Below are 23,218 nucleotides of genomic sequence, written 5' to 3'. Positions count from 1 at the left end.
ACTCAATTGCGCGCTATTTTACGTGCAAATATATATTAAACTGGTCAGCTTTCCGCTTTTATTGACCATTAGATGCTAAAAGTGTTTCAAAAAAACTATTTTTTTAAAATTAAACTGCCTAATTATTTATTAATAAGTCTAATAATTCAAAGCACTTACTAAAATAATCATATTAAGAATTAAATTAAAGTAATGAGCTTAAAAAACTTAAATTATTTCTTTTTTCCTTTCCACTCGTCTGCGGTAAGCAACTTAAATCATCTTAAAAAGACCCTTGTATGTGAGTTTTAGCTGCGAGTCAACGTTAAAAAAAGTATCATAACGCTATTAACTGACTGATACTTATAGATGCACCTTATGATAAAAAACGCTCCTATCGAATTTAATGAACAAGGTACGCCCGTCTCGACCCAGTTTGATGATGTTTACTTTTCAAATGAAAATGGGCTACTCGAATCAGATTATGTTTTTTATCAGCAAAATGAAGTTTCAAAGCGAATCGTAAACCATGACAATACACGATTTGTTATCGCTGAGACCGGCTTTGGAACAGGGTTAAACTTTTTAAATACTTGGCAGCAGTTTAACCTTCAAAAAAATAAAAATGTCCAACAGCTGCATTTTATATCATTTGAAAAATACCCGATCTCTAAAACTCAGTTAATCGAAATTTTAAAACAATGGCCAACTTTAGCTAGCTATGCATGCCAGCTCACCTCACTTTATCCTACAACGCTGCAAGGATGCCACCGCCTTGAATTTCAACAAGGGCAGATTACCTTAGATTTATGGTTTGGTGATGTACAAGACGCGATTACCAATATGCCATATCTTACGCAAGGTTGGGTAGATGCTTGGTACCTTGATGGTTTTGCTCCGAGTAAAAACCCTGCTATGTGGCAGCAACATTTATTTGATGAAATGGCTCACCTAGGGCGCGCAGGCTGTACGTTTGCAACCTTTACTGCTGCAGGAGATGTTCGAAGAGGCTTAATCGCGGCCGGATTTTCGGTCTCAAAACGCAAAGGCTTTGGAAAAAAAAGGGAAATGCTCGTTGGTGCCCTCTCAACTCCAACATCTAAAAATAATGCAACTGCGTATTTTATGCGCCCAACAAGCTCACCAAAAAAAGTAGCCATTATTGGAGGCGGGATAGCAGCAGCTAATATGGCACTCTCTTTAGCCAAAAAAGGGGTTGAATTTGATGTTTTCTGCCAAGATAAAACAATTGCCAATCGAGCATCAGGAAATCAGCAAGGTGCTTTGTACCCTCATATTCAAGTTGATGTCAGTAATAGCAGTGAATTTTTTGCCCATGCATTTCATTATGCGCGGCGTACCTACGATCAAGTGCAAAGTTCTGGCTATCAGTTTGATCACCAGTGGTGCGGCGTTCTTCTTCAAGCAGTGAAACCGGCTAAACTTGCTTTTCAACAGAATTTGCTTACAAAGCAGCATTGGCCGACTTCTTTAATTTATGGCGTAGATGAAAAAGAAAGTGAGATTTTAAGCGGCGTTAGTACCCCTTATAGCGGTTTATTTATTCCTGATGGAGGCTGGATAAACCCACCTTCTCTCATTCAAGCGCTTTTTAATGCAGCCTTTAGTCTAATGCCCTTTAACCTTCATTTAAATTGTGAAGTTCAACAACTTTTCAATCATAATAATGATTGGCAACTTAAAACCGCCCAGGGCGGCTTTACTGGCTATTCAGATGTTGTCATTGCTTGTGGTGAGCAAAGTCATCAGTTTGAACAAAGTTCTGATCTGCCTTTAGTCCCTGTTCGAGGTCAAGTATCCCAAATAAAAGCGACGTCTCATTCAAAAGCACTTAAAACAGTCTTGTGCCATAAAGGGTATTTCACCCCACACTATCGCGAGCAGCATTGTATGGGCGCAACCTTTGATAAAGGTCAAAGCAGTACAGAAATTCGAGAATCTGATAATCAGCTCAACTTAAAACAATTTGATGACTTTTATTCTGAATGCGACTTTGCTCATGCGCTGGGCACGATCGAATCTGCAAAAGCGGCCATACGCTGTACAGTCATTGATCACATGCCCGTTGCTGGCCAAATTATCGATTGCGAACAGTTTGCCATGAGCTTTTCTCCCATCAAAAAGGGTCAATACCACAGCTTTTTACCCTACACAGCTCGTCATCCTGGATTGTATAGTCTTACAGCACTTGGAGCACGAGGCTTATGTAGCGCACCTTTGTTGGCCGAAATGCTCACTTGCGAAATGTTAGGCTATCCACTCCCCGTCTCAAAACGGGTCGCCGATGCACTTCACCCTGGCCGTTTTAATTTTCGACTATTGAAAAAAGGCAGCTAAAAAGTTGCGCTAAAACAATCCATCACAATTCAGATAGGCATATACTTATTATCTAACTTGCAATGAAGCCTCGATTTTAAGGAACCGCAGACATGAGTAATACAATCGCAGACATCATGACTTCTGATGTACTTAGTTTAAGTAGTACAGCAAGTATGTATGACTTGCATCAGCTGATGAAGTCACACAATATCCGCCATGTGCCAATTGTTGACGACACTCGGTTTGCTGGTGTTGTTACCCAAAAAACAGTGTTAGCCAAAGTAATGTATTTACTTGATATTCATGGTTCTTCTTGCTTGAGCAAAGAGGAAAAATCGATTAATGTGATGTCATTAATTGATAAAGACGTCGTATTCGCAAGCCCTGATATGCCACAAATAAAAGCGGCGGAATTCTTTGTTAATAACCGTCATGGTTGTTTGCCTGTGATCAATAATCAAGGTCATTTGCTTGGAATTGTGACTTCTTCGGACTTTGTCCGATTAGCGCTTAAATTATTACAATAGGTATCATTATGTTGAAGCGAGCTTTCATTCCTGTTTTGCTTTGCTGTGGGTTAAGTTTTACCAGTATGAGTAGTTTTGCCGACCTGACGCTTGTTCCCTTACCTGATAACTTTGATATTAGGATGAAGCTTGATGATGAATATCCGATGATCCTCACCGGCTATGTCAAAGCAAATGCTGAGCAAGTGATGCAGTTTTACTTTTCACAATTAGGCGACCCAATCAATATGATTGAAGACATAGGCCGCCAAACTCTGTTTTATAAACAACCAACCCAATCAATTAAAATCAGTATCTACCAACAAAATGACTGGACGGAAATCAATGTAATGGTCACTCAGTAAGCAAAGTTTTTGATTTACTGTTTCGCAATTTGAATGACAACTCGACGGTTCAACTGACGACCTAACACTGTCGAGTTAGGAGAAATATGTCGCTTTTCGCCAAAGCCTTCAACTTCTACTCGTTGGTCTTCGACACCCAATTCAGTCATGTAGTTTTTAATTGCTAACGCTCGTTTCTTAGATAACTCATCATTCAAATATCGTCCGCCATAGCTGTCTGTATAAGCTGCAATAAGAACTGACTCTATGTTCGGGTCATTTTTTAAGTATTCACCAATTTTATTGAGGCGTTTTTTCGATTGTTTTGTCAGTTCACTGGAGTTTTTCTGGTAACTCAACACCGTGAATGCAATATCTTCAAAGTTGTATCCGAGCATTTGATCTCGACACTGTAAAAACTTTAGATACTTATCTCGAAAGTTAACCGCTGATAGCGCGACTTTGACCTTATCTTGCTCATTTCGCCAGTCTTGATAATACAATGTCGGCATATTGCCTTTTTCAAGTTCAGATAACATTAACCAAGCCGTTTTGTTTTCAGCTTCGGCATCAAATTGTTGTAAGAGCTTTATTGAAGCCAACTCAGTGCTACGAAAACCTGGCTTCCATGGGGGAGGAACCGATTTTATCGCTGCCATACTGTACCCATCGGGCTGGATTAGCATGTCAACGGTAAAGTTTAATGGTTTCGCCTTACTTGCTTCAGTGGTAAAAATCACTTGGCCATAATACGGAATCGCATGAGCAAGCTCACACGATAAACGGGTTGTTTTTTCATTGAACCACGTAGAATTCTCTGGGTTAGCTGAATACGCCCGCACAGCACCTTGCGAGGCCACGCTATAAAATAACATCCCAATCGAGATTGAAAGATAACCAAACCGAACCATTTTCACCTGACCGTTTAATGTCAACATAAAATAAACTATACCTAATGACCTTTTACACTAATCTATTATGCAAATAACTTGCCGATTATAAAACTCGCTAAAACGACATTTCACACCAAGGAAAATTCGATGGGTCAACCTTCGACGCTATTTTACAGCCTCAAATGTCTAGTTTTAAGCATTGCTGGCCATAATTGATAGATTAACTGGTATTTGATGATATTTTTTTGACATAATGCCCCCCTATTTTTGCGCTAACAAAAGATAATTATGGCTGAAACTGAGCAAACTTTATTTTCTAAACGCTTTCGGGGTTTTTTCCCTGTAGTAATCGATGTTGAAACTGCTGGATTTAACAGCCAAACTGATGCCTTGCTCGAAATAGCCGTCACCACCTTAAAAATGGATGAGCAAGGGTTATTATCACTAGATTCAACGCTTCATTTTCATATTCAACCGTTTGAAGGGGCGAATATTGAGCAAGCTGCTATCGACTTTAATGGTATAGACCCATTTAGCCCCCTTCGAGGAGCAGTACAAGAAGTCGACGCCTTTAAAGAAATATGTAAATCGGTCAGTAAAGCTCAAAAAGCGGCGGGTTGCCAACGAACCGTCATTGTCGCCCATAACGCATCATTTGACCAAGGTTTTGTAAATGCCGCCCTCGCACGTACGAAAATAAAACGGGTGCCATTTCATCCCTTTGTGAGTTTTGATACCACCTCGCTGGCGGGATTGGCATTAGGGCAAACTGTGCTAGCCAAAGCCTGTCGCACGGCAGGCATTGAGTTCGATAACAGCCAAGCGCACAGCGCTGTGTACGATACGGAACGAACTGCAGAGCTCTTCTGCCATATTGTAAATAAGTGGCAACAACTCGGTGGTTGGCCTGTCATGGATGCCGAAGCGGATGGAGAAAGAGATACATCTTCTAAAACATCTGAGTGATCTTACCTTCCGTTACCCGCACTAAATGAGGCGGGTAAATCCTAGAAAAAGATTTAACATCTTTTGCGATTTGTAATTCAACACCAGGGTGCATTAACTCATTGATAGTGATACGACTTGTCTTAAGGAGTGTTGCTAATTTTCGCTTTAACGTTTCTTTATTGCGATAAACATGTTTTAACTTCATGATTATTTGCTCATCACTGGCGGCAATTTTATTTAAATAAAGCTGTTTTTGCTGTTTTGATGGTATCTTCTCAGCTTTTTTACGCGCTTGTTTCAATGCATTGGCTTTACTATTTAAGCTTTTCTCTAACTCGCTTAACGCTGATTGCTTGTCTCGCAATTCATGCCAATATTGTGCTAACTGTACATGCGTTTTAGTCCCCGAAGGTGCGCCTAATTCGCCCGTTTCAACCCGTAATGCATTGACAATTCGTCCGCCTATTATTTTTCCTCGGGGCTTGTCACCTTTACCCACTCGGATTAAACGACTCGATGACAACTCACAGTGAAGAGCTTGACGATCTATCATTAAATCTTGACCACTCGATACTTGTGCATACTGAGCATAACCAAGTGAAATCGTGCCTTGTGCTTTTACTATACAGGTAAAATCTTCACCCTCTTCTCGTTTTCGTCCTATTGCGCCTTGGACTATGGTGATAACAGATTCTGAGTCGAGAGAGGCTGACTCAACAAAGCCCAGCACAGTGATATCGCCTGTCGCTTTCACTTTCATGCCATCTTTTATATCGCCCGATACAATAACACTGCCATCAAACTCGACATGCCCAGTCGTGACATCGATATTGTCATAACAAATAACATCATCGACTCGCATACCTCGATTCAGAGCAACAGGCACCCCCACTGCATCAGCAACTAAAATATTGGGGTTAGTCGGATCAAGTGCCGTGCCATCCATTACTTGCAAAGCTAAATCTCGACCTGGTTTAGCAATTAGCGCATCGCCAAATACGCTAAAGCCATCCTCACCTGCAGTGGGAGGCACTCGCTGCATCAAAGGGGCCCCCGGATTGACGGTAATGATTGCACCTAAGTTTCGCATATCGACTTTGCCATCTGCTTGTACTTGAGGGCTGAGGATGCGATCCTGTGCTGTCGCACATAAACGCACAAACTTAGCATCATCACCATCTTTAGCTCGTCGTCCATGTGCAATTATCGCGGTATAGCTTTCTCCTGCAGCCGTTTCAAATTGACGACCTAAAAAATCTTCAATTGCACGACCACTAATTCCCTTTTGTACTCCAGCTTGCTGTAGTGCTGTTTTAACTGCATCAAAATTTGCAATCTCACCTCCTTGAGCCGAAATCAAGGTTGCTTCTGCGGTCATGTTCGTTTCATCAACGCGAATAGATACTTTAGCATCTACAGCTTTTGCTACGATAAAAGGAGGAAGAAGTGCTAGTTTCGCATCTGCAAATAACGCTCGAATAACCGAAATATCATACTCAAACTCACAATATGCAGAAGCATCAAGCGCCTCAATAAGCTGAGCCGCAGATGCAGGAAAACCTGATTGGACAGGATGTTGCAGTAACACAACCTGTTTGGATTGATCATCGAATTCAAACAAAGACATTAGCAACCTACTTCTAATACAAAAGGGCTAAATTGTTTTACAATTTAAAGTAGGTTTATTTGAGCACACCTTAATCAAAAAGTTAAGCGTTAGTTTTTGGGGTAATATAAAACAATAAAAGCGAGCTTAAACAATATGTTAAAAGCTCACTTTTAAAGAAGAAACAAGCAGTACTTTAGTTTGGGTTATAGCTCAAATTTCGAAGTCGCATCCAATAAGTTATCTGATAAAGTATGTAAATTCATTGCTACTTCTCTAACTTGAGATAAAGACTGCAAAGTATCTTCAAATGATCGGTGCATATTCGACACATTATCCACAACCATAGCCGCAACCGAGGTTTGCTCTTCCGTTGCCGCTGCTATTTGCGCATTCATTCCATTGATTGCTAGTATTTGCTCCGAGATTTTTTGAATTGAGCCACCCGTTTCTTGAGCTGCATCTGCATTATTTTTCGCCATATCGCGCGCAGTATTCATAGCACTGACCGATACATTCGCAGCCCCCGTCAAGGCAGTCAGCAACTCACGTATCTCATTGGTCGATTTCGCAGTACGAGAAGCGAGCTCACGCACTTCATCTGCAACCACAGCAAAACCTCGACCTTGTTCACCGGCTCGGGCTGCCTCAATGGCTGCATTTAACGCAAGTAAATTGGTTTGTTCCGCAATAGACGTGATTACGTTTAATATTTGGCTGACGTTTTGTGTATCATTCGCCAATTTATCGATCGTTGCTGAGGCACTATCGATTTCATCACTTAATGCTTGCGATGTATCCACTGACAACTTAATTTGTTTAAGGCTTTGCTCAACCTCCCGTTCTGCTGTTTGAGCCGCTTGAGCTGCACTGGCTGCAGAAGAAGAAATATCGCCAACACTTTGCTTCATTTCTTCCATCGATTGACGCACAACTTCTGCATCACTGGTTTGCTGGTTAGTGGCATTCTCTGCTTTTTCCATTCCTTGAACTAAACGAGTAGAGTTTTCCATTAAGGGCTCTACCACGGCCATAATATTTAAAACGGCGGCTTTTAAGAGTGCCATAAAACCATTGAAATTAATCGATACTTGGCCAATTTCATCGTGAGAACGCACCGCTAATTGAGAACTCAAACTCCCTCCACCATTTGCTAATAGCTGCAGTGAGCGCGCCGCATCACTGGCTGAGTGACCAATTCCTCTCGCAATGAAGATCGCTAAAACGACCAAGCCAACCAATAACACAATACTAATTATCAACATCATTATCATGGCATCGTGCGATCGTATTTGAGTACTCTGTACGAGTTCAATAAATCGGTCATCGGCTTTTGTTTGTATCGTTTTAAAACTATCTAACAAGGTTTCATATTTTTTTGTTTTCTGTTGCGCATCTTGCTGTATTTTAGAAAAGTCAGCGGTACCATCTATCATGCCCTTGGCGATTTTACCTGATATCATGGAATACTCTTTAAGCTGTTTACTTTCTTGACCACGGTAAGCGCTATCAAGGCGGGCTAACTCTGTTAGATTTTCATCAATTTTCGCGACTGTCTCCTCAGCTTGTGTCACTAATTCTTCATCACCAAAGGTCACCGCTTGAGTGTAAAGTTCATTAAGCTTTTCGAGTAAAAACTTATTTGCAGTGGCTAACTGCACAACTTTAAAGGTTGTACTTTCAAGCTCTTTAAGTGCTTTTTCATTATCTAACATTGCGGTGTAGTTAATTGAGAAAGAAATTAAAAAAACCAATACGGCCAAGCTGGTTATTGCATGTATTTTCTTTGTAATGCTTAAGTTGCTAAAGCTGAACCCAGATGACATAGAGTGTCCCCTCAATTTTGCCACTATAAAATTTATACTTTCATAAATGTAGCCTAAGTCATCAGATTTATTATAAAAAAGTCAGAAAATTTTAACTAATATTCGATTTTTATGAATTCTGACTATACTTCGAGGTGCGGATAGCAAGACATATTATCTAAATCGGGGATAAAATATGAAGACAACACTCGCAATTGCAATACTTGCAGCGTGCGCTATGCCACTGCATGCAGATGTAAATATTTCAGGCTTTGCCAGCGTTAATGCAGGTAAAGTATTAAGTGGAGATGGTGTCCCACACTATGGTGTGCCACCCACATTTTTAGCAGACTACCCTATCGTTAGTGCATATACCGAAGAGTTTTCATTCGAACCAGAATCTTTGTTTGGCTTGCAGGTAAAAGCAGATCTTTCCGAAGGACTTAGCGCAACAGCTCAAATTGTTGCTCGCGGAGCAGAAAACTTCGATGCTAAATTCGAATGGGCGTACCTATCATACGAATTAAATGATAATTGGACAGTTCAAGCCGGTAAAAAGCGCTTACCACTGTTTTATTATTCTGATTTCTACGATGTTGGTTACGCTTATGTTTGGATGAGGCCGCCAGCGGATAACTACACATGGCAAATATTTAACTACAACGGCATCAATCTACTTTATACAGGAGAAATCGGTGATTGGTCGATGACAGCCAATATTTACGGTGGTCGTGAAGATGATGAAGAGAACAAGTTACTCTCTGAATTTTTCTTTTTAGAGCCAACACGTGAAATTTGGAAAGACATACTAGGTGGTGTTATTAACGTCAGTAATGATTGGCTTGAAATTCGTGCTACTCATATGATGTACACCAACGAGCGATATAATGCCGCTGGCGAAAAGGTCACTTGGGATGGCAAAGACTACCGAGATGGTAAATTTTATGGCTTAGCCATGAATGCGGATTTTGGTAACCTATTTATTCTTTCTGAGTTGAACCGCCTCGATCTTGATGGCAATCTCGATACTTGGATGCTCAGTATGGGCTACCGTTTTGACAATATAATCCCCTTCATCTCATACGCAGATTTCAGCCAAGAAGGCGAAGACGGTGAAGATCACAATACAACTTCACTCGGTGTTCGTTGGGATTTTCATTCCTCAGCCGCATTTAAAGTCCAATATGATATCGTTAAAGATAATTCATTTGGGTTAGCCGTTGCTGGTGATAGTAAATCACTGACTTTTGGTGTTGATCTTGTCTTTTAATAGGAGCAAAAACATGAAACTATCATATTTAGCATTTGTTTCGGTCGCTTTAGTTAGCACGTCTGTTTTTGCTGAAGTCGCCGTTATCGTTCATCCATCAAACGCGAATGCCATTGATGCCAATGCCATCGCTAAAATTTACACCGGTAAAATGAAATCATTTGATGATGGCAGCAAAATCATCGCAATTGCCCAAGATTCTAGTAATCCAATTACAGATGAGTTTAATGAGAAGGCCTTGAAAAAATCATCAAGTCAACTCAAAGCTTATTGGTCAAAACTAGTCTTTACAGGAAAAGGCACTCCTCCCAAAGAAGTCAGTAACGACGCAGAAGTAATTAGCCTCGTTGCATCAAATCCAAACACAATTGGTTTTATATCATCAAGCGCGACTGATGGTTCAGTTAAAGTCATCCAAACGTTTTAAACTATAAAATAGGCGAGAAGCCCAGCTTCTCGCCTCCTCCTTACTTTAACGATTAAAATATCAGCAAACACTCACTTAAAATCAAATAAGCTCGCTAATTGCTTGTGCCTGAAAGAATTAGTGCGTTATACTCGCCCTGTCGAGTCATTAACTAACTATTTAGTTAAGTGGCAAACATCGAACTGAATTTAATTCAGGGGCTGATTAGGATTCGACGGAATTCATGAAGCCTTAGGTGCATGTCGAGGTGCGGTTTGCCTCGTTAAAAAGCCGCAATTTAAAGTAATCGCAAACGACGATTCTTACTCTCTAGCAGCTTAGGCCGCTAGCGCTCCTTCCATGTATTCTTGTGGACTGGATTTTGGAGTGTCACCCTTACACCTGATCGCGACGGAAACCCTGGCCGGGGTTGAAGCGTTAAAACTAAGCGGCCTCGCCTTTGCTTATCGTGTTCGTCCGAGATTCAAAGGTTAACTTATAGACGATACTAAACATGTAGGACCGAAGGTCGACGCTTTTCGGACGGGGGTTCAAATCCCCCCAGCTCCACCACATTAGGTTTTTAGATTGAATTTTAAGAACCGTTAAAGACCCGCAACGCTAGAGAAATCAAGCATTGCGGGTTTTTTTATGTCTTTTTGAATCCTGTAAAGTTTATTAGTAGCCAGTGTTTTTAATACCATGCTTGGTACCAAATGCACCTATCGACAAAATATTGTGGTACCAAAATCAACTCTGCCCTTATATCTAAAGGCTTCCAAGGCATGGTACTAAGAAAATATGGCTAAAATTGTAAAACCATTAAACGACAAGCAAATAAAACAGGCCAAAGCACTCGAAAAGGAATATAGCCTTTCTGATGGCGCAGGACTCCAATTGGTTATTAGGCCAAATGGTACCAAAACATGGCTATTTAAGTACTACAGACCCTTCTCTAAAAAGCGAACAAATATCAGTTTTGGTCAATATCCGCTCATTTCTTTAGCTGAAGCAAGAAAGAAACGCGAAGATGCAAGAGCATTACGTGCAAACGATATTGACCCAAAAGAGTACAAAGATAACGAAGTACTCAAACAGCAAGAGCAACAGCAAAATACCTTGCACTCAATAGCTGAGCAGTGGTTCGAAATCAAAAAAACAAAAGTAACCGAAGCCTATGCCGAAGACGTTTAGCGTTCGCTTTGCTTACATGTTTTTCCGAATTTGGGAGATATCCCAATTGATAAACTATCCGCTCAACTCACCATCTCCACAATAAAGCCACTTGCCGCTAAAGGCAGTTTAGAAACGGTCAAGCGTGTCTGTCAGCGCCTTAATGAAATTATGACTTACGCCGTTAATACTGGTTTTATATTTAGTAATCCGCTTGCTGGTATCAAAGCCGCTTTTGAATCACCGAAGAAAAAACACATGGCAGCCTTAGCTCCCGCACAATTGCCAGAGCTAATGAAAGCACTCAATACCGCAAGCATCAAACTCACAACACGTTGCTTAATCGAGTGGCAACTACACACGATGAATCGCCCAAGTGAAGCTGCAGGGGCTAGGTGGGATGAAATCGACTTTGAAAAACAAGTGTGGCTTATTCCTGCCCAGCGGATGAAAAAGAACAAATCACACGAAATTCCCCTCACCCCGCAAGCACTTGGTTTGCTTGAAGCAATCAGACCACTCAGTGGTCATCGTGAATTTATTTTTCCGGCCGATAGAAATCCACGCAGTCATACCAATGAGCAAACAGCCAATGCAGCCTTAAAGCGTATGGGATTTAAAGATCGGCTGGTGGCGCATGGCCTTCGCGCACTAGCCAGTACCACACTCAATGAACAAGGTTTTGATCCTGATATTATCGAATCAGCCCTCGCCCACGTAGACAAAAACGAAGTACGCCGTGCATACAATCGTTCTGCCTACTTAGAGCGCAGACGTAAAATGATGCAATGGTGGTCAGAGCACATCGAACAAGCAGCAACAGGCAATATGAGCCTTGCAACATCTTCGATTCATTTAAGAGCCGTTTAACATGGCACGCTAAATTCACCGATACTAGTGAATTTAGCGTAATGAATCATTCCAAATAGAATTAATCACCATTATCGGTGATTAATTTGCATGATGTGTACTTCAATGCTATTTTCACCAATATCGGTGATTTATAACGTAAGTAAGATAATGGCAAAATCAATTAAAGTAACGCATGTTCCAGACACATTAGTCATTAGTTCACCTGACATTTTAGGGCAACTCATTCGCGCTAAACGAACTAGTTTAGGATTAAGACTTGAGGACTGTGCATCGCTATGCGATATAGGGATCAATACCCTTTCGCGTATTGAGAATGGCAACAAAAACACAACAATCAACGCTATTTTTAAAGTCTTACAGGGTTTGGGCATCCAACTGACCAATAGTGATTCTTCTGCTAAAAAAATCAATGATCCTTGGGTGTAACGATGGCTTATTCTATCAATGCCTATTTTGGCGAGATTCAAATTGGTGAGCTAAAGCAAGATACCCACACAGGCTTGCTTAATTTTCAATATTCGACCCAATGGCAAGAAACAGGTTTTAGCCTATCGCCTGCCCTGCACATCAATCAGCCGTGCAAACCAACGAGTGTTTATGACTATATCGATAACCAATTACCCGAAGGTGAAGCGCGCAAACTGTTAGCCTTAGATTTAGGCGTAAGCGAAAAACAGTTATTTGCACAAGTAAAAGCAATAGGAAGTGATCTCGCTGGGGCCATTACTTTTGCAACGCAAAACCAGTCATCTAATACCTCCATTTTTCGCCGTATTTGCGAACAGGAAATGGTCGAACGTTTAAATAGTAAAGAGCAATTTGGTTTACTACATTGGGATGAAAAACCACGGCTCAGCGTTGCTGGCGTACAAGATAAACTCAATGTATTTGTTAATTCAGAAGGTGAAATAGGCCTTGCTGATGGCACATTATGCTCAACACACATTCTTAAGTTCGAGCGAAAAAACACCCCTAACTTAGTACTAAATGAATATATTTGCATGAAGTTATCTAAAGCGATTGGTCTGCCTACAGCAGAAGTGCGTTATGCCAGGTTTGCACATCACCCCGCGCTTTTAGTGACGAGATTTGATCGCAAATACGATGTAAAACAACAACGTGTTTATCGCAGGCACATCATCGATGGTTGCCAAGCACTTGATTTACCTAGAGACAATAAGTATGAACGCAATTTAGGTGATGGCCGCGATGTAAAACATATTCGTGATGGCGCGAGTTTAGAAAAACTTTTTAACCTTTGTCGCACCAGCAACCAGCCAATTAAAAACATGCACTGGCTAATCAATTGGCAACTCTTTAATCTAATTATCAATAATTACGATAGTCATGGTAAAAACGTTTCGTTTTATTATGGTAAAAATGAGTTTGAGTTTACACCCAGTTATGACCTCGTTAACGTAGCAATGTTTGACGAGTTTAAACATGTGCTTGCGATGGGGATGGGTGACGAGTTTGAGCCTAACAGCATCAATGCCTACCAGCTCGCAGATTTCGCAGAAGTGTGCCAAATAGATAAAAAGCTCATTACCCGATTACTCAAAAAACAATTAAAAGCGGTCAAACAAGCACTGACCGACAGAGCATTTATTAGTGATATTTTTGATGCTCAGTCAACGTTATTTACAGGCACCGATAGACTATATGCGAGTGAGTTAATAAACCAGCTGATACAAAACATTGAACATTTTTCAAAACAAGCTGAATTAATCACGACCCTGTAACACATTTTGTGTAACTACCAGTTTTAAATAAAATTCCTGATCTGCCTGTGTGGCAGTGAACAGGCTGGTAATGAAAACCTAAATTCACCTGCATTTCTGAGCTGCCTGTGCGGCAGTGAACAACGGTACAAATTTAAATCCTGTTCATATTATTTTCTAAGCTGCCTGTGCGGCAGTGAACTTTTTGAAGCGTAACGCGTGGCTGTTCTGCGTTTTCTAAGCTGCCTGTGCGGCAGTGAACACTTAGCATTAGCATCATATAACGCTGGGTTCTTTCTAAGCTGCCTGTGCGGCAGTGAACAAGAGCGCCAAACCAAAGACATTTCAAAGCTTTTTCTAAGCTGCCTGTGCGGCAGTGAACCGTGGTTTGTACGTTGGTTTCATAACCCATTTTTTCTAAGCTGCCTGTGCGGCAGTGAACCTGGTATTGATGCTGGCGCTTTTGAGTCTGGCTTTCTAAGCTGCCTGTGCGGCAGTGAACCTAACAATGGCGGTTGTATGGTGTCTTTTTCTTTTCTAAGCTGCCTGTGCGGCATTGAACGATAGATAGCGATATCAAGCGAGATGGTGATGCTTTCTAAGCTGCCTGTGCGGCAGTGAACGGCATAAAAGCCCCGTACATGCCAGCTAATACTTTCTAAGCTGCCTGTGCTGCAGTGAACATGGCGCTGATTTTCTAAGCTGCCTGTGCGGCAGTGAACATGACGTATTGCTGGCACGTTATAAAGAAACATTTCTAAGCTGCCTGTGCGGCAGTGAACTGGGCGAAAGTGCGCGCCACGCTAGCCAAGCATTTCTAAGCTGCCTGTGCGGCAGTGAACAAAGAGGACACAGAAAAAAGCGCATAATTACATTTCTAAGCTGCCTGTGCGGCAGTGAATCTAATTCTTATGCTGGCTCTTGTTCTGTTGGCTTTCTAAGCTGCCTGTGCGGCAGTGAACTGCATGGGTAAACACAGCTAATGGGCAATGCTTTTCTAAGCTGCCTGTGCGGCAGTGAACTTTCACTTGAGCAGCAGGGTTACAATGATAAATTTCTAAGCTGCCTGTGCGGCAGTGAACCATCATCGTATACATCACGACTTTTAGATCTCTTTCTAAGCTGCCTGTGCGGCAGTGAACGTAACTCAATGGAAAAGGCGGGTATATTTGATTTTCTAAGCTGCCTGTGCGGCAGTGAACATTGAGTTGAGTATGCTTTTGTTTCTACTTTACTTTCTAAGCTGCCTGTGCGGCAGTGAACCTAGTAGAGATGCTTACAAGTTTTACTATGACTTTCTAAGCTGCCTGTGCGGCAGTGAACAACTTGAACCTTCCAGCTGATAGCGGCCAACTTTTCTAAGCTGCCTGTGCGGCAGTGAACGCGGTTCTCAAGGCGGTGATGGTGATGGTATTTTTCTAAGCTGCCTGTGCGGCAGTGAACAACGGTCAGGACTCAATTACCGAGTTAATTGATTTCTAAGCTGCCTGTGCGGCAGTGAACCTATAAATTTCGCAACCGGTGCGGCTATGATTTTTCTAAGCTGCCTGTGCGGCAGTGAACGCTGCTGGCACGAGCTAGGGTTATGTGTAAGTTTTCTAAGCTGCCTGTGCGGCAGTGAACATGGACTGTGCTGATCCTCTGCAAACCCTTTATTTCTAAGCTGCCTGTGCGGCAGTGAACATGCCATAGATGTCATGCAGCCGTATTTTTTATTTCTAAGCTGCCTGTGCGGCAGTGAACAAACCACTAATTCGCCCCTCTTCCACCTTAGATTTCTAAGCTGCCTGTGCGGCAGTGAACTCCTTGGCGTCGATTACTTTATTGATGTTAGATTTCTAAGCTGCCTGTGCGGCAGTGAACATCTGACGCAGGTTTAAATCTCTGGCGTAATTTTTCTAAGCTGCCTGTGCGGCAGTGAACATTTAGCCGACCTTTTTAAGTTCAGTAGTAATTTTTCTAAGCTGCCTGTGCGGCAGTGAACCCCCGATACCAAACAGTTCTTGATAGATTTCATTTCTAAGCTGCCTGTGCGGCAGTGAACCAACAGAAAACGAATTGGACCGACTTAAAAAATTTCTAAGCTGCCTGTGCGGCAGTGAACCATAGAATTTCGCTCCCCCCCTATTAGTAAGATTTCTAAGCTGCCTGTGCGGCAGTGAACCAACTAATAACTGCAACTGGCAATGCGGGAATTTTCTAAGCTGCCTGTGCGGCAGTGAACAATAGAATATCAGGCAAAAAATAAGTTACAACAGGTAATTAGGTTAAAAATTAGAATTTAACCTTATAAAATTCGACCTGATGTAACTCACTGTTTTTAAGTTATATTTTTAAAGAGTAAAATTAAAAGGTTAAAACCAAGGTATAGTAGCTACTTTACTTAACCCATAAGAATCGAATGTGCCATCAATAGGTTCAGCTTTGACATCACTAAACTCAAAGAATTTGCGATGCACTTGTTCTGTTGAGCTACTAAACAAGTCTAAGTAAGGATTATCAAAACCTTGACTTAACATTTTCACCTTGTATCGCTTTTCACCTTCTTTATCGATATTACCTCTTGCAATTAAGCGCCTTAGCTTTGCCTTACTTAAATTGCTTCTTTTTTCAGAAATAATGCGATATTCAGTATTTTCAGGCACAAGTAAGATATTAGTTAGTTGACAATAGCCACTTAGTGGCCCTAGCCAGTCCAATCCTTGAAGGTCATTAAGTAAACTTGCTTCACCGTGAATGCGAAATATCTTACCAAGTTTTAAGTTCACTTGTGGGAAACTAATACCAATTTGATTCGTTTTTAGTTCTACCAATGCCTTATGAAACTTGGTAAACACTTTACTGCTGAGCTCTGCCTCACGCATTTCAGCATCAGGTTTTAAGCGTAGTTCAATGTAATAATCCATAGTTCCTCCTAAACTCGAATATTTGAAACATAAGCAAGGCCTTTTTTACCTAAGTAAAAACTCGACACGCCTGCATTTTCAATAAGTTTTTTAATTTCTTGCCCTTTTTCGCGATCAACATCAATAATAATTTCGAGCTGCCCACTGGCTTTAGTCATCATTGAGGCTACTTCGCCTTGCCCTTTTATTTTTTCCTTTTTAATAAAAGGATTACCCCAAATAGTTTTTTTAGGCCCAGTTGTATAACGGCCCATAAAGTCTTTTTTAGTAAAGCCTCGCTTTGAAATACCACTTATACCACCAGTTTTTGTTTTGGCGGAAGACATATCATACTGATTTTCCAATCTTAATAACTGTAAGTACAAGGCAGAGCAATAAAGACTAACAGTCATTACTTGCCCTTTTTTTGTAAAGTAATCTACTTCAGGAAATGATTTTTTAAGACATTCGACAGCCTTATTAACTTGTCCTTCATTTTCTTGAGGTTTTTCTTTATTAAGAAACTCTAAGCGGCTGATAATGCTGATCGGATCAAGTTGAATATCGCTTGTAGCCATGTCGTCATCAACTATAAAGCGGCAAAGTGCTGAGAGGTCCAGACCTAGCACTCCCCAAAATAGGGAAGAATACTCAGACGTAAAAACAGGGTCTGTCACTTTAATCATGCCAGTGAATGAGTTTTGATCTGTGCTGCCTTTCATATTACGGATAAATGTCATTTCATTAGTCAATTGTGGCTTATCAGTAAAAGTTACCTTACTTTCTAAATCTTCAAAATAATAAGCACTTTCATACAACTTGCTGCGAGCTTGATATAGTTTACGTTGATCACCAATTAAACGATTTAGTAACCCCATGACCGTATCTAGCGTACTTTCACAAACTTTAAAATTACCCTCTGCTTTAAGATTGGTCATAGAGCCGACAAATTCTCTTCCTTTTTTAGGCAAAGGTTCATTATTGGATCCGCCTAAAAACGAATTACGCCAACATGAATCATAATCAATTGTGATTTTCATATTGCCACCTATTTTGTGCAAAAATACTGGGCATATTGCGATTGTGGTTCGTTAACAATTTCGGATTCATCACGCTTAATACGCATCATTTTATGGCTATCGTTATAATCGACCGTGATTTCATCAACATACATATACCCCTTAGCTTGGCGGATACTTAAATCGGCAATGCGTGACAATGTGTGCTCAATAATCGTTTGTATTGCATCATCATTTAATAAAATTCCACACTCACCTTCTTCGAAAATAGTGCCTTTACGTACATAGTTGCTATGAAAAGTAGCTACTGGGTTTAATGATGGGTTTAATTCTTTGATAAAGCTTTGCACGGTCGTTGCAACTTCTTCACCTTGGCCTTCTTTAATGACCATGCTGGCGCGATCGAACTTTTTATCTAGCGAAATAAACTGTAATTGTTCAATGCTGATAGAGCCATATGATAAATATTCGGTATCACCGAAAGTCGTTTTTGAAAAAATAGTCGTTTTTTCACGTTTACCATTCTCATCAGTAGGTTTATCTGTTGATAACTGTTCAAAGTTTCCATTACCTAATAATTCAATAAAATCCTCAATGAGTAAGGCGCTAGTTCGTTTTAATTGACTTGATGGAACTACATAACCACGCACTAAACCAGTTGTTGATGCTAATAAATCTAAAATATTTTTTTCATTCGCAAAGTGAGAGTCATAAGTTTGTTCTTTAAAAAGGTGATGACGAATACAATTTTGACTTATGTATAGAGGTGTTTTTTTAAAGTCTATATCTGTTGCGTGTTTTTTATATTTGTAGCCATTTTCATCTTTAATTCGGCCACTTAGGTTCGAGTACCCCCTTAGTTTAGGGAGTGTATGATTTTCAAGCTCATTACCATCATCGCCTTGTAACTTTGTCGGTCCATTCCAATTCACAACGCCATGGCCTACTGCTTTAATTTTAAAATCAACACTTTTAATTCCAGTTACTTTTTCCATGATTTATTCCTCATCTTCTGTGGTTTGATTAATTTGTTTAATTGACATTGCGCCTATGGGTTGTTTATCACAGACTGCGTAATAAATAGCATGAGGGTGGCGTGCACTCTCACCGCCCACTGGTAGCAAATTGTTAGTGGTATAACTTAAATATATGGGTGCTTCAGGATCTCGAGCTTCATTTAATAATGCATTATCGTTATATGACTTAGTGCCGCCCATAATGTGGTGGTGTTTTTTGAACATGTGTGAAAGTAAGTCTTTATCACTTTGCTCAAAGCCTCGAATTGCATTTGTGGAGTAGGTCAAGTTATCAATATCGGTGACATCATCGAGCGGTATTGTGTAAGCATATTGTTCAAGGTATTGATACTGTGATTGGCTGAGGTCAACAACTGCCATTTGCACAAAACGGTTATCACCGCGCAATGAGCCTTTACTAATTTTACTGCGCTTTTTCTCTTTGTTCTTTTTCGGTGGTACAACAATCGGGTCGATGACCTTCGCGTTCATCTTCATGACACTGGCTTTTAATGCAGCCACTAAATCACTTTCGATATATTGTTTTGTATTTTCTAAATGATGAAAGTCTTTATAAAGCCTGTAAATTTCAGGTAAATTGAATGGTTTATCCTGTAATGAATTTAATAAAAACTGATACCATTCGCGCACAGACTTAAGCGCATACAGCTTAGCTAAAAATCGTGATGCAGGGCTATTGCCTTTTGATGCGGCGATAGATTCTGGCACTGCTAAGGTGTAAATATTTACCTTTTCGTTTTCACCAAATCTATCTAGTCGCCCTAAACGTTGAAGGCAATCTTCAGCATTGGTTATTTCAGCAATCATGTAATCACAACTGATGTTTAATGACGCCTGAACAATAGGGCCGCTTCGTAGCACTTCAAATTTACGTGTGCCACCTCGTTTGTATGATTCAAACACTTCCTCGAACCATTTTTGCTTATCACTTTTGATAAATTTAGAGTGCAGTAATACCGCATTTTCACTATGTTGATTTGTGATAAAACCATTTTGTGCGGTGAGTGCCATATTACTAATAACAAAAGTACAGTCACTTTGCTGAGTAATTAATGGGTTGCTGTTATCAAGCTTGGTATCGTCAAATATTTTAAAATTGAGTTGATAATTACTTTGATTAAACGATGGCATTTCTATGATGTCATCGGGGTGAACACCAAGCAACTCTTCAACAAATACATAATGTGGGGTTGCTGACACCAATAAAGTATTAGCTTGCTGTTCTTTGATTTTTTTAGTCGCGATCAATTCTGCAAAAAGCAAGTTAAACGCTGGCATGTTAACGTATTCGTGAAATTCATCAAAAACAACATGGTTATTTAAAAAGTCGATAAGTGTATTGGCATTAGTGTGGCTGATCACAGAACCCAAAATTTGATCTATTGTGGTAATTACAACATCACCCGAAAAGTTTTCATCTTCAGGGATTGGATTATCCCATTGGTTGTGAAATTTAAACTCGCCTGTGTTTATTTCAATCGTACTATTAGGTAAATATTGCTCTGAGGTTAATTCATAAAACAATCCTTGGCAGACTTGTACTCTTGGGCAGACCCAGATAATACGTTTGGCGCCTTGAAGCTTTGCCCACTCCAACGCTATTTTGGTCTTACCACAACCTGCGGCGCCAGCTAATACTGCCACGCCCTCGGCGTTAGTTAACTGCTTAGCCATATCGCCTTGTTTAATACTGCGCTCACTGTTGGGATAAAACGCACTCAGGCAAGCTTCAATATCTGATGTTAGCGTAGATTCAACCTCTAGTAGGTCATTCACTTTTTCATCAAGTGTTTTCTGTAATATGGCTTCGTGCAATTCTGCCGCACTCATGGCTGAAATAATTCTATCTGCTGTGATAACGCATGTCCGTACAATATTATTCAATGCGTTTATTTTTACGTTACTGCGATTTGCTGAAACAGATTCTTCTAACTCATATTCTTTATAATTAGGCGTATGAAGAGAACTTGAAATGGTAAATTCCTGCTCTGTAACAGCTTCATTATTATAAGCTTTGCTTAAATCAGAGCCTGTTGCTGAACGATACCTTTTATCAATCCCCATAACTTGATTTAATAAAGCATGTGTTTGACCTAAAATATCATGCAGCAAAACACCTTTTTGGTTAGCTATTAATTTTTTGCCGATATCTTTATAAGTGGTAAAACTGCTTTTATCTTTACGATATGGCTTAGCATGATGCCAATAAATGGCATGTTTTATTGACTCTTTATTGCTTGGGTTGATTGTTTTTAATTCTACGCTGTCTAAAAGATGATAAAGCAATAGCGACACTTCATTGTGCCTAGGGTGCTTTTCAAAACTGAATTTTGCATCATCAATGTGCTGCCCATCTTCAGCAATAAAACTTTTCTTTTTAGGGTTAGTAACCCACTTTTGAAATTCAGGATCTATCTTTCCTAAATCATGTAAACAACCAGCGATAAAATTTACAATTGAAAATTGTGTACTTTCGGGAAATAGCTTTTTATGTAGTTGCTCTGCAAAGTACCCTACTGCAAACAAATGCTCTGATAAGGGCTGTAATTTTGTATTGGCATAAAGAACGCCTGCTTTTGGTTTGTCGGTAAAGACATCCATAAAAACCTCTTTTTCTGTTCTATTCACTGGCACTATGCCTTGTTCGTTAAATTTCAATCTGTTTCCTACAACCCACAATAACTGGCTGCGTGAGCGACTTCTTATCCAATGGCAACTCACTGCAGTACTGCGGCTGGCGGTTTTGCGTAGCATTTTTTTAACGGTGAGCAAGCCATCTTCGGTAATCAATGTTTGCCATGTGTTATCGCCAATTCGGTTGGCAAAGGCGTCGAGTACCCTGCGGGTTTTGGCGAGGGCGTTTTTTTCGCATTGGGAGACAAACGTGACCATCATAGGTTTTGTGCCTCAATGTCTTGTGTTGAATAATCTTGTAAGGCAATTTGCTTTACTGTATTGAACATAAAGTCGAGTGCTTTGTGGTCGGTAAAGGCTTGTAATACTTGCTGGCGAAACTCTTGTTCAGTGGCGTTTTCTTTGGCGCAAATAAACGCCCAAGGCAGGACTACGGCATCTTTAATTAAATCAGCGACATCAAACACTAATGCTCCACGGCGAGTTTTACCGTGCATAACCGCAAAACCATGGGGGATGCCAAGTACCCATAAACAACTCGCGGCTAAGCCATACGCTAAGTAGTTGCCATGATTTAAAAATTCATTAGCTTTATTGATACTATTTTTATCAGGCTGATGTTGGCGCTTAAACTTTGCTGCATTGGTATTATTGGCAGCATATTTATAAAGTACTTTAGTGAGTTGGGCTTCGGTCAACAGCAAGTCTGATTGTTTACTTGCTGCATCGGTACGGGTATGAAAGGTAGTTAATGCGTTTTGTATTTGTTCGCTATTAAAGTCAAACCCCTCGCCTTTTAAATCGCGGTCTTTTTGCCAGACTTTTTGTAAATAATTAATCCGCGCTTGTTGAAAGGTTTTTGCGGCCTTGAAGCGCTTTTCATCATCAAACCAAAATTGCAACCAGCCATGTAAATATTCGGTTGGGCGATATTCGCTTTGTGGGGTAAACCATTCGACTTCGCATGCCATATGTAATGGCGTACCTCCGCCACCAGCAAAGCCAACTAGTACACCCGCTTGGGCTAACATTCGCATTGCTGCTTGGGTTATTGATGTACCGTTACCTAATAGTAAAACGGTCGTGTTCGCAATCGGAATATTAAAATACTGATTATCTTTTTTGGCTTCTGTGAGATACAGCACACGGCCGTCTTTTTGCATTACCCGACAATATTCGAGGTAATACATGTTGGCACGTTTTGAATGTAAAATTGTTTTTAAATCTGAAGGCGAAAAGTCATCCATTACTGTTCTCTAAAATCCGTTTAGGTTTCGACTATATCAAAAAAATAACATAATGAAATTATTCGTTTTTTCATATGTAAAAGATCTTTACATACTCAAAAGAAAATGGATTTGATCTGGATTATTTATTCGATTCTTTTTATTTCTATTAGACTTGTCAATTGAGTGCCCACATTAATTTTATAAAGGTTTTTAAGGGTGCTTTATGTGACTCAATGAAAAAAGTTTATGATGTGTTTCGTGTGGTAACGACCAGTTAACTCGAAGGTAAGTCAGATATTTTTGTGAGGTCTACATGGCTTTGCCAAGAAATAGTTTAGCCTCGCGCTAGCCATCACCTTCCGGTAAAGAAAGTCAATTCTCACTATTGTCTTCAAAGCTTGTCCTAATTTTCCAACTGAGTTAGTCAAAACATCGCAAGCTCTAGCATTACTTTTTATTTTTCTACAGTGATTGAATCACCAAACGGTTTATTCGTCTTTGGTCATATCATTTATTAATCCCAATAAACACACAGTAACTTGCTACTTTT

General features: G+C 40.3%; 16 protein-coding genes, 1 other RNA gene, 1 pseudogene and 2 CRISPR repeat arrays. Of the genes and pseudogenes, 10 read left to right on the top strand and 8 right to left on the bottom strand.

The features are described from left to right. Window positions 1-357: 357 nt before the first annotated feature. From mnmC to AC3KVK_RS05445, 3 genes are all read left to right on the top strand, one after another. Window positions 358-2,337: a bifunctional tRNA (5-methylaminomethyl-2-thiouridine)(34)-methyltransferase MnmC2/FAD-dependent 5-carboxymethylaminomethyl-2-thiouridine(34) oxidoreductase MnmC1 gene (mnmC, locus tag AC3KVK_RS05455; protein ID WP_490313308.1), complete on the top strand. Its 1,980-nt coding sequence runs from the start codon at window positions 358-360 to the stop codon at window positions 2,335-2,337. 92 nt (window positions 2,338-2,429) lie between these two features. Continuing rightward, window positions 2,430-2,846 (top strand): CBS domain-containing protein, encoded by a 417-nt coding sequence (locus AC3KVK_RS05450; RefSeq protein ID WP_490313307.1) that lies wholly within the window; start codon window positions 2,430-2,432, stop codon window positions 2,844-2,846. Between the two features lie 8 nt (window positions 2,847-2,854). After that, window positions 2,855-3,190, top strand: a complete 336-nt coding sequence (locus AC3KVK_RS05445) for a hypothetical protein (protein ID WP_490313306.1) — start codon at window positions 2,855-2,857, stop codon at window positions 3,188-3,190. Between the two features lie 14 nt (window positions 3,191-3,204). Here AC3KVK_RS05445 and AC3KVK_RS05440 read toward each other — a convergent pair whose 3' ends face one another. After that, the gene (locus tag AC3KVK_RS05440) at window positions 3,205-4,107 is read right to left on the bottom strand and encodes a flagellar protein MotY (RefSeq protein ID WP_490313305.1); all 903 of its coding nucleotides are present in this window, start codon (window positions 4,105-4,107) and stop codon (window positions 3,205-3,207) included. 243 nt (window positions 4,108-4,350) lie between these two features. Between AC3KVK_RS05440 and rnt the strand changes: the two genes are divergently transcribed. After that, window positions 4,351-5,028: a ribonuclease T gene (gene rnt, locus AC3KVK_RS05435; protein WP_490313304.1), complete on the top strand. Its 678-nt coding sequence runs from the start codon at window positions 4,351-4,353 to the stop codon at window positions 5,026-5,028. Here rnt and AC3KVK_RS05430 read toward each other — a convergent pair. Together AC3KVK_RS05430 and AC3KVK_RS05425 are read right to left on the bottom strand one after the other, a co-directional pair. Then, the gene (locus tag AC3KVK_RS05430; protein ID WP_490313303.1) at window positions 5,012-6,637 is read right to left on the bottom strand and encodes a flagellar assembly protein A; all 1,626 of its coding nucleotides are present in this window, start codon (window positions 6,635-6,637) and stop codon (window positions 5,012-5,014) included. The genes rnt and AC3KVK_RS05430 overlap by 17 nt on opposite strands. A gap of 185 nt (window positions 6,638-6,822) precedes the next feature. Beyond that, window positions 6,823-8,442: a methyl-accepting chemotaxis protein gene (locus tag AC3KVK_RS05425; protein ID WP_490313302.1), complete on the bottom strand. Its 1,620-nt coding sequence runs from the start codon at window positions 8,440-8,442 to the stop codon at window positions 6,823-6,825. 175 nt (window positions 8,443-8,617) lie between these two features. Between AC3KVK_RS05425 and AC3KVK_RS05420 the strand changes: the two genes are divergently transcribed. From AC3KVK_RS05420 to AC3KVK_RS05395, 6 genes and pseudogenes are all read left to right on the top strand, one after another. Beyond that, entirely contained in the window at window positions 8,618-9,691 is a 1,074-nt protein-coding gene (locus AC3KVK_RS05420) for a porin (RefSeq protein WP_490313301.1), read from the top strand. Between the two features lie 13 nt (window positions 9,692-9,704). Continuing rightward, a complete protein-coding gene (locus AC3KVK_RS05415; protein ID WP_490313300.1) occupies window positions 9,705-10,118 on the top strand; it encodes a type 2 periplasmic-binding domain-containing protein in 414 nt (137 codons plus the stop codon). Between the two features lie 196 nt (window positions 10,119-10,314). Continuing rightward, window positions 10,315-10,670: a transfer-messenger RNA gene (gene ssrA / locus AC3KVK_RS05410) on the top strand. A 228-nt stretch (window positions 10,671-10,898) separates the two neighbouring features. Next, window positions 10,899-12,140, top strand: a pseudogene (locus AC3KVK_RS05405) (integrase domain-containing protein). 150 nt (window positions 12,141-12,290) lie between these two features. Next, window positions 12,291-12,569 (top strand): helix-turn-helix domain-containing protein, encoded by a 279-nt coding sequence (locus tag AC3KVK_RS05400; RefSeq protein WP_490313299.1) that lies wholly within the window; start codon window positions 12,291-12,293, stop codon window positions 12,567-12,569. Between the two features lie 2 nt (window positions 12,570-12,571). Then, on the top strand, window positions 12,572-13,885 hold the full coding sequence (locus AC3KVK_RS05395; RefSeq protein WP_490313298.1) for a HipA domain-containing protein: 1,314 nt from the start codon (window positions 12,572-12,574) through the stop codon (window positions 13,883-13,885). 33 nt (window positions 13,886-13,918) lie between these two features. After that, window positions 13,919-14,487: a CRISPR direct-repeat array (repeat unit 28 nt; unit sequence TTTCTAAGCTGCCTGTGCGGCAGTGAAC). Between the two features lie 70 nt (window positions 14,488-14,557). Further along, window positions 14,558-16,088: direct repeats of the CRISPR family, unit length 28 nt; unit sequence TTTCTAAGCTGCCTGTGCGGCAGTGAAC. 130 nt (window positions 16,089-16,218) lie between these two features. Here the strand turns inward: AC3KVK_RS05395 and cas6f are convergent. Genes cas6f through cas1f form a run of 5 tightly spaced genes read right to left on the bottom strand, consistent with a single transcriptional unit; the run spans window position 16,219 to window position 22,686 of the window. Beyond that, complete coding sequence (gene cas6f, locus AC3KVK_RS05390; RefSeq protein WP_490313297.1) at window positions 16,219-16,770, bottom strand: type I-F CRISPR-associated endoribonuclease Cas6/Csy4; 552 nt, start codon at window positions 16,768-16,770, stop codon at window positions 16,219-16,221. 8 nt (window positions 16,771-16,778) lie between these two features. Further along, a complete protein-coding gene (cas5fv, locus tag AC3KVK_RS05385; protein ID WP_490313296.1) occupies window positions 16,779-17,789 on the bottom strand; it encodes a type I-Fv CRISPR-associated protein Cas5fv in 1,011 nt (336 codons plus the stop codon). An 8-nt stretch (window positions 17,790-17,797) separates the two neighbouring features. Next, window positions 17,798-18,763, bottom strand: a complete 966-nt coding sequence (gene cas7fv / locus AC3KVK_RS05380; protein ID WP_490313295.1) for a type I-Fv CRISPR-associated protein Cas7fv — start codon at window positions 18,761-18,763, stop codon at window positions 17,798-17,800. Window positions 18,764-18,766: 3 nt separating this feature from the next. After that, complete coding sequence (locus AC3KVK_RS05375) at window positions 18,767-21,700, bottom strand: CRISPR-associated endonuclease Cas3'' (protein ID WP_490313294.1); 2,934 nt, start codon at window positions 21,698-21,700, stop codon at window positions 18,767-18,769. After that, window positions 21,697-22,686, bottom strand: coding sequence for a type I-F CRISPR-associated endonuclease Cas1f (gene cas1f / locus AC3KVK_RS05370; RefSeq protein WP_490313293.1), 990 nt, complete (start codon window positions 22,684-22,686; stop codon window positions 21,697-21,699). Before cas1f ends, AC3KVK_RS05375 begins: the two co-directional genes overlap by 4 nt. Between the last annotated feature and the right edge of the window lie 532 nt (window positions 22,687-23,218).

This window comes from Pseudoalteromonas sp. J2K-J979 (assembly GCF_058169715.2).
This window is presented reverse-complemented; position numbering and strand designations above follow the sequence as displayed.

Bases quoted from the DNA above. Each gene is read 5' to 3' on its own strand.
- mnmC (WP_490313308.1), top strand. From the start codon at position 358: ATGATAAAAAACGCTCCTATCGAATTTAATGAACAAGGTACGCCCGTC.
- AC3KVK_RS05450 (WP_490313307.1), top strand. From the start codon at position 2,430: ATGAGTAATACAATCGCAGACATCATGACTTCTGATGTACTTAGTTTA.
- AC3KVK_RS05445 (WP_490313306.1), top strand. From the start codon at position 2,855: ATGTTGAAGCGAGCTTTCATTCCTGTTTTGCTTTGCTGTGGGTTAAGT.
- AC3KVK_RS05440 (WP_490313305.1), bottom strand. From the start codon at position 4,107: ATGTTGACATTAAACGGTCAGGTGAAAATGGTTCGGTTTGGTTATCTT.
- rnt (WP_490313304.1), top strand. From the start codon at position 4,351: ATGGCTGAAACTGAGCAAACTTTATTTTCTAAACGCTTTCGGGGTTTT.
- AC3KVK_RS05430 (WP_490313303.1), bottom strand. From the start codon at position 6,637: ATGTCTTTGTTTGAATTCGATGATCAATCCAAACAGGTTGTGTTACTG.
- AC3KVK_RS05425 (WP_490313302.1), bottom strand. From the start codon at position 8,442: ATGTCATCTGGGTTCAGCTTTAGCAACTTAAGCATTACAAAGAAAATA.
- AC3KVK_RS05420 (WP_490313301.1), top strand. From the start codon at position 8,618: ATGAAGACAACACTCGCAATTGCAATACTTGCAGCGTGCGCTATGCCA.
- AC3KVK_RS05415 (WP_490313300.1), top strand. From the start codon at position 9,705: ATGAAACTATCATATTTAGCATTTGTTTCGGTCGCTTTAGTTAGCACG.
- AC3KVK_RS05400 (WP_490313299.1), top strand. From the start codon at position 12,291: ATGGCAAAATCAATTAAAGTAACGCATGTTCCAGACACATTAGTCATT.
- AC3KVK_RS05395 (WP_490313298.1), top strand. From the start codon at position 12,572: ATGGCTTATTCTATCAATGCCTATTTTGGCGAGATTCAAATTGGTGAG.
- cas6f (WP_490313297.1), bottom strand. From the start codon at position 16,770: ATGGATTATTACATTGAACTACGCTTAAAACCTGATGCTGAAATGCGT.
- cas5fv (WP_490313296.1), bottom strand. From the start codon at position 17,789: ATGAAAATCACAATTGATTATGATTCATGTTGGCGTAATTCGTTTTTA.
- cas7fv (WP_490313295.1), bottom strand. From the start codon at position 18,763: ATGGAAAAAGTAACTGGAATTAAAAGTGTTGATTTTAAAATTAAAGCA.
- AC3KVK_RS05375 (WP_490313294.1), bottom strand. From the start codon at position 21,700: ATGATGGTCACGTTTGTCTCCCAATGCGAAAAAAACGCCCTCGCCAAA.
- cas1f (WP_490313293.1), bottom strand. From the start codon at position 22,686: ATGGATGACTTTTCGCCTTCAGATTTAAAAACAATTTTACATTCAAAA.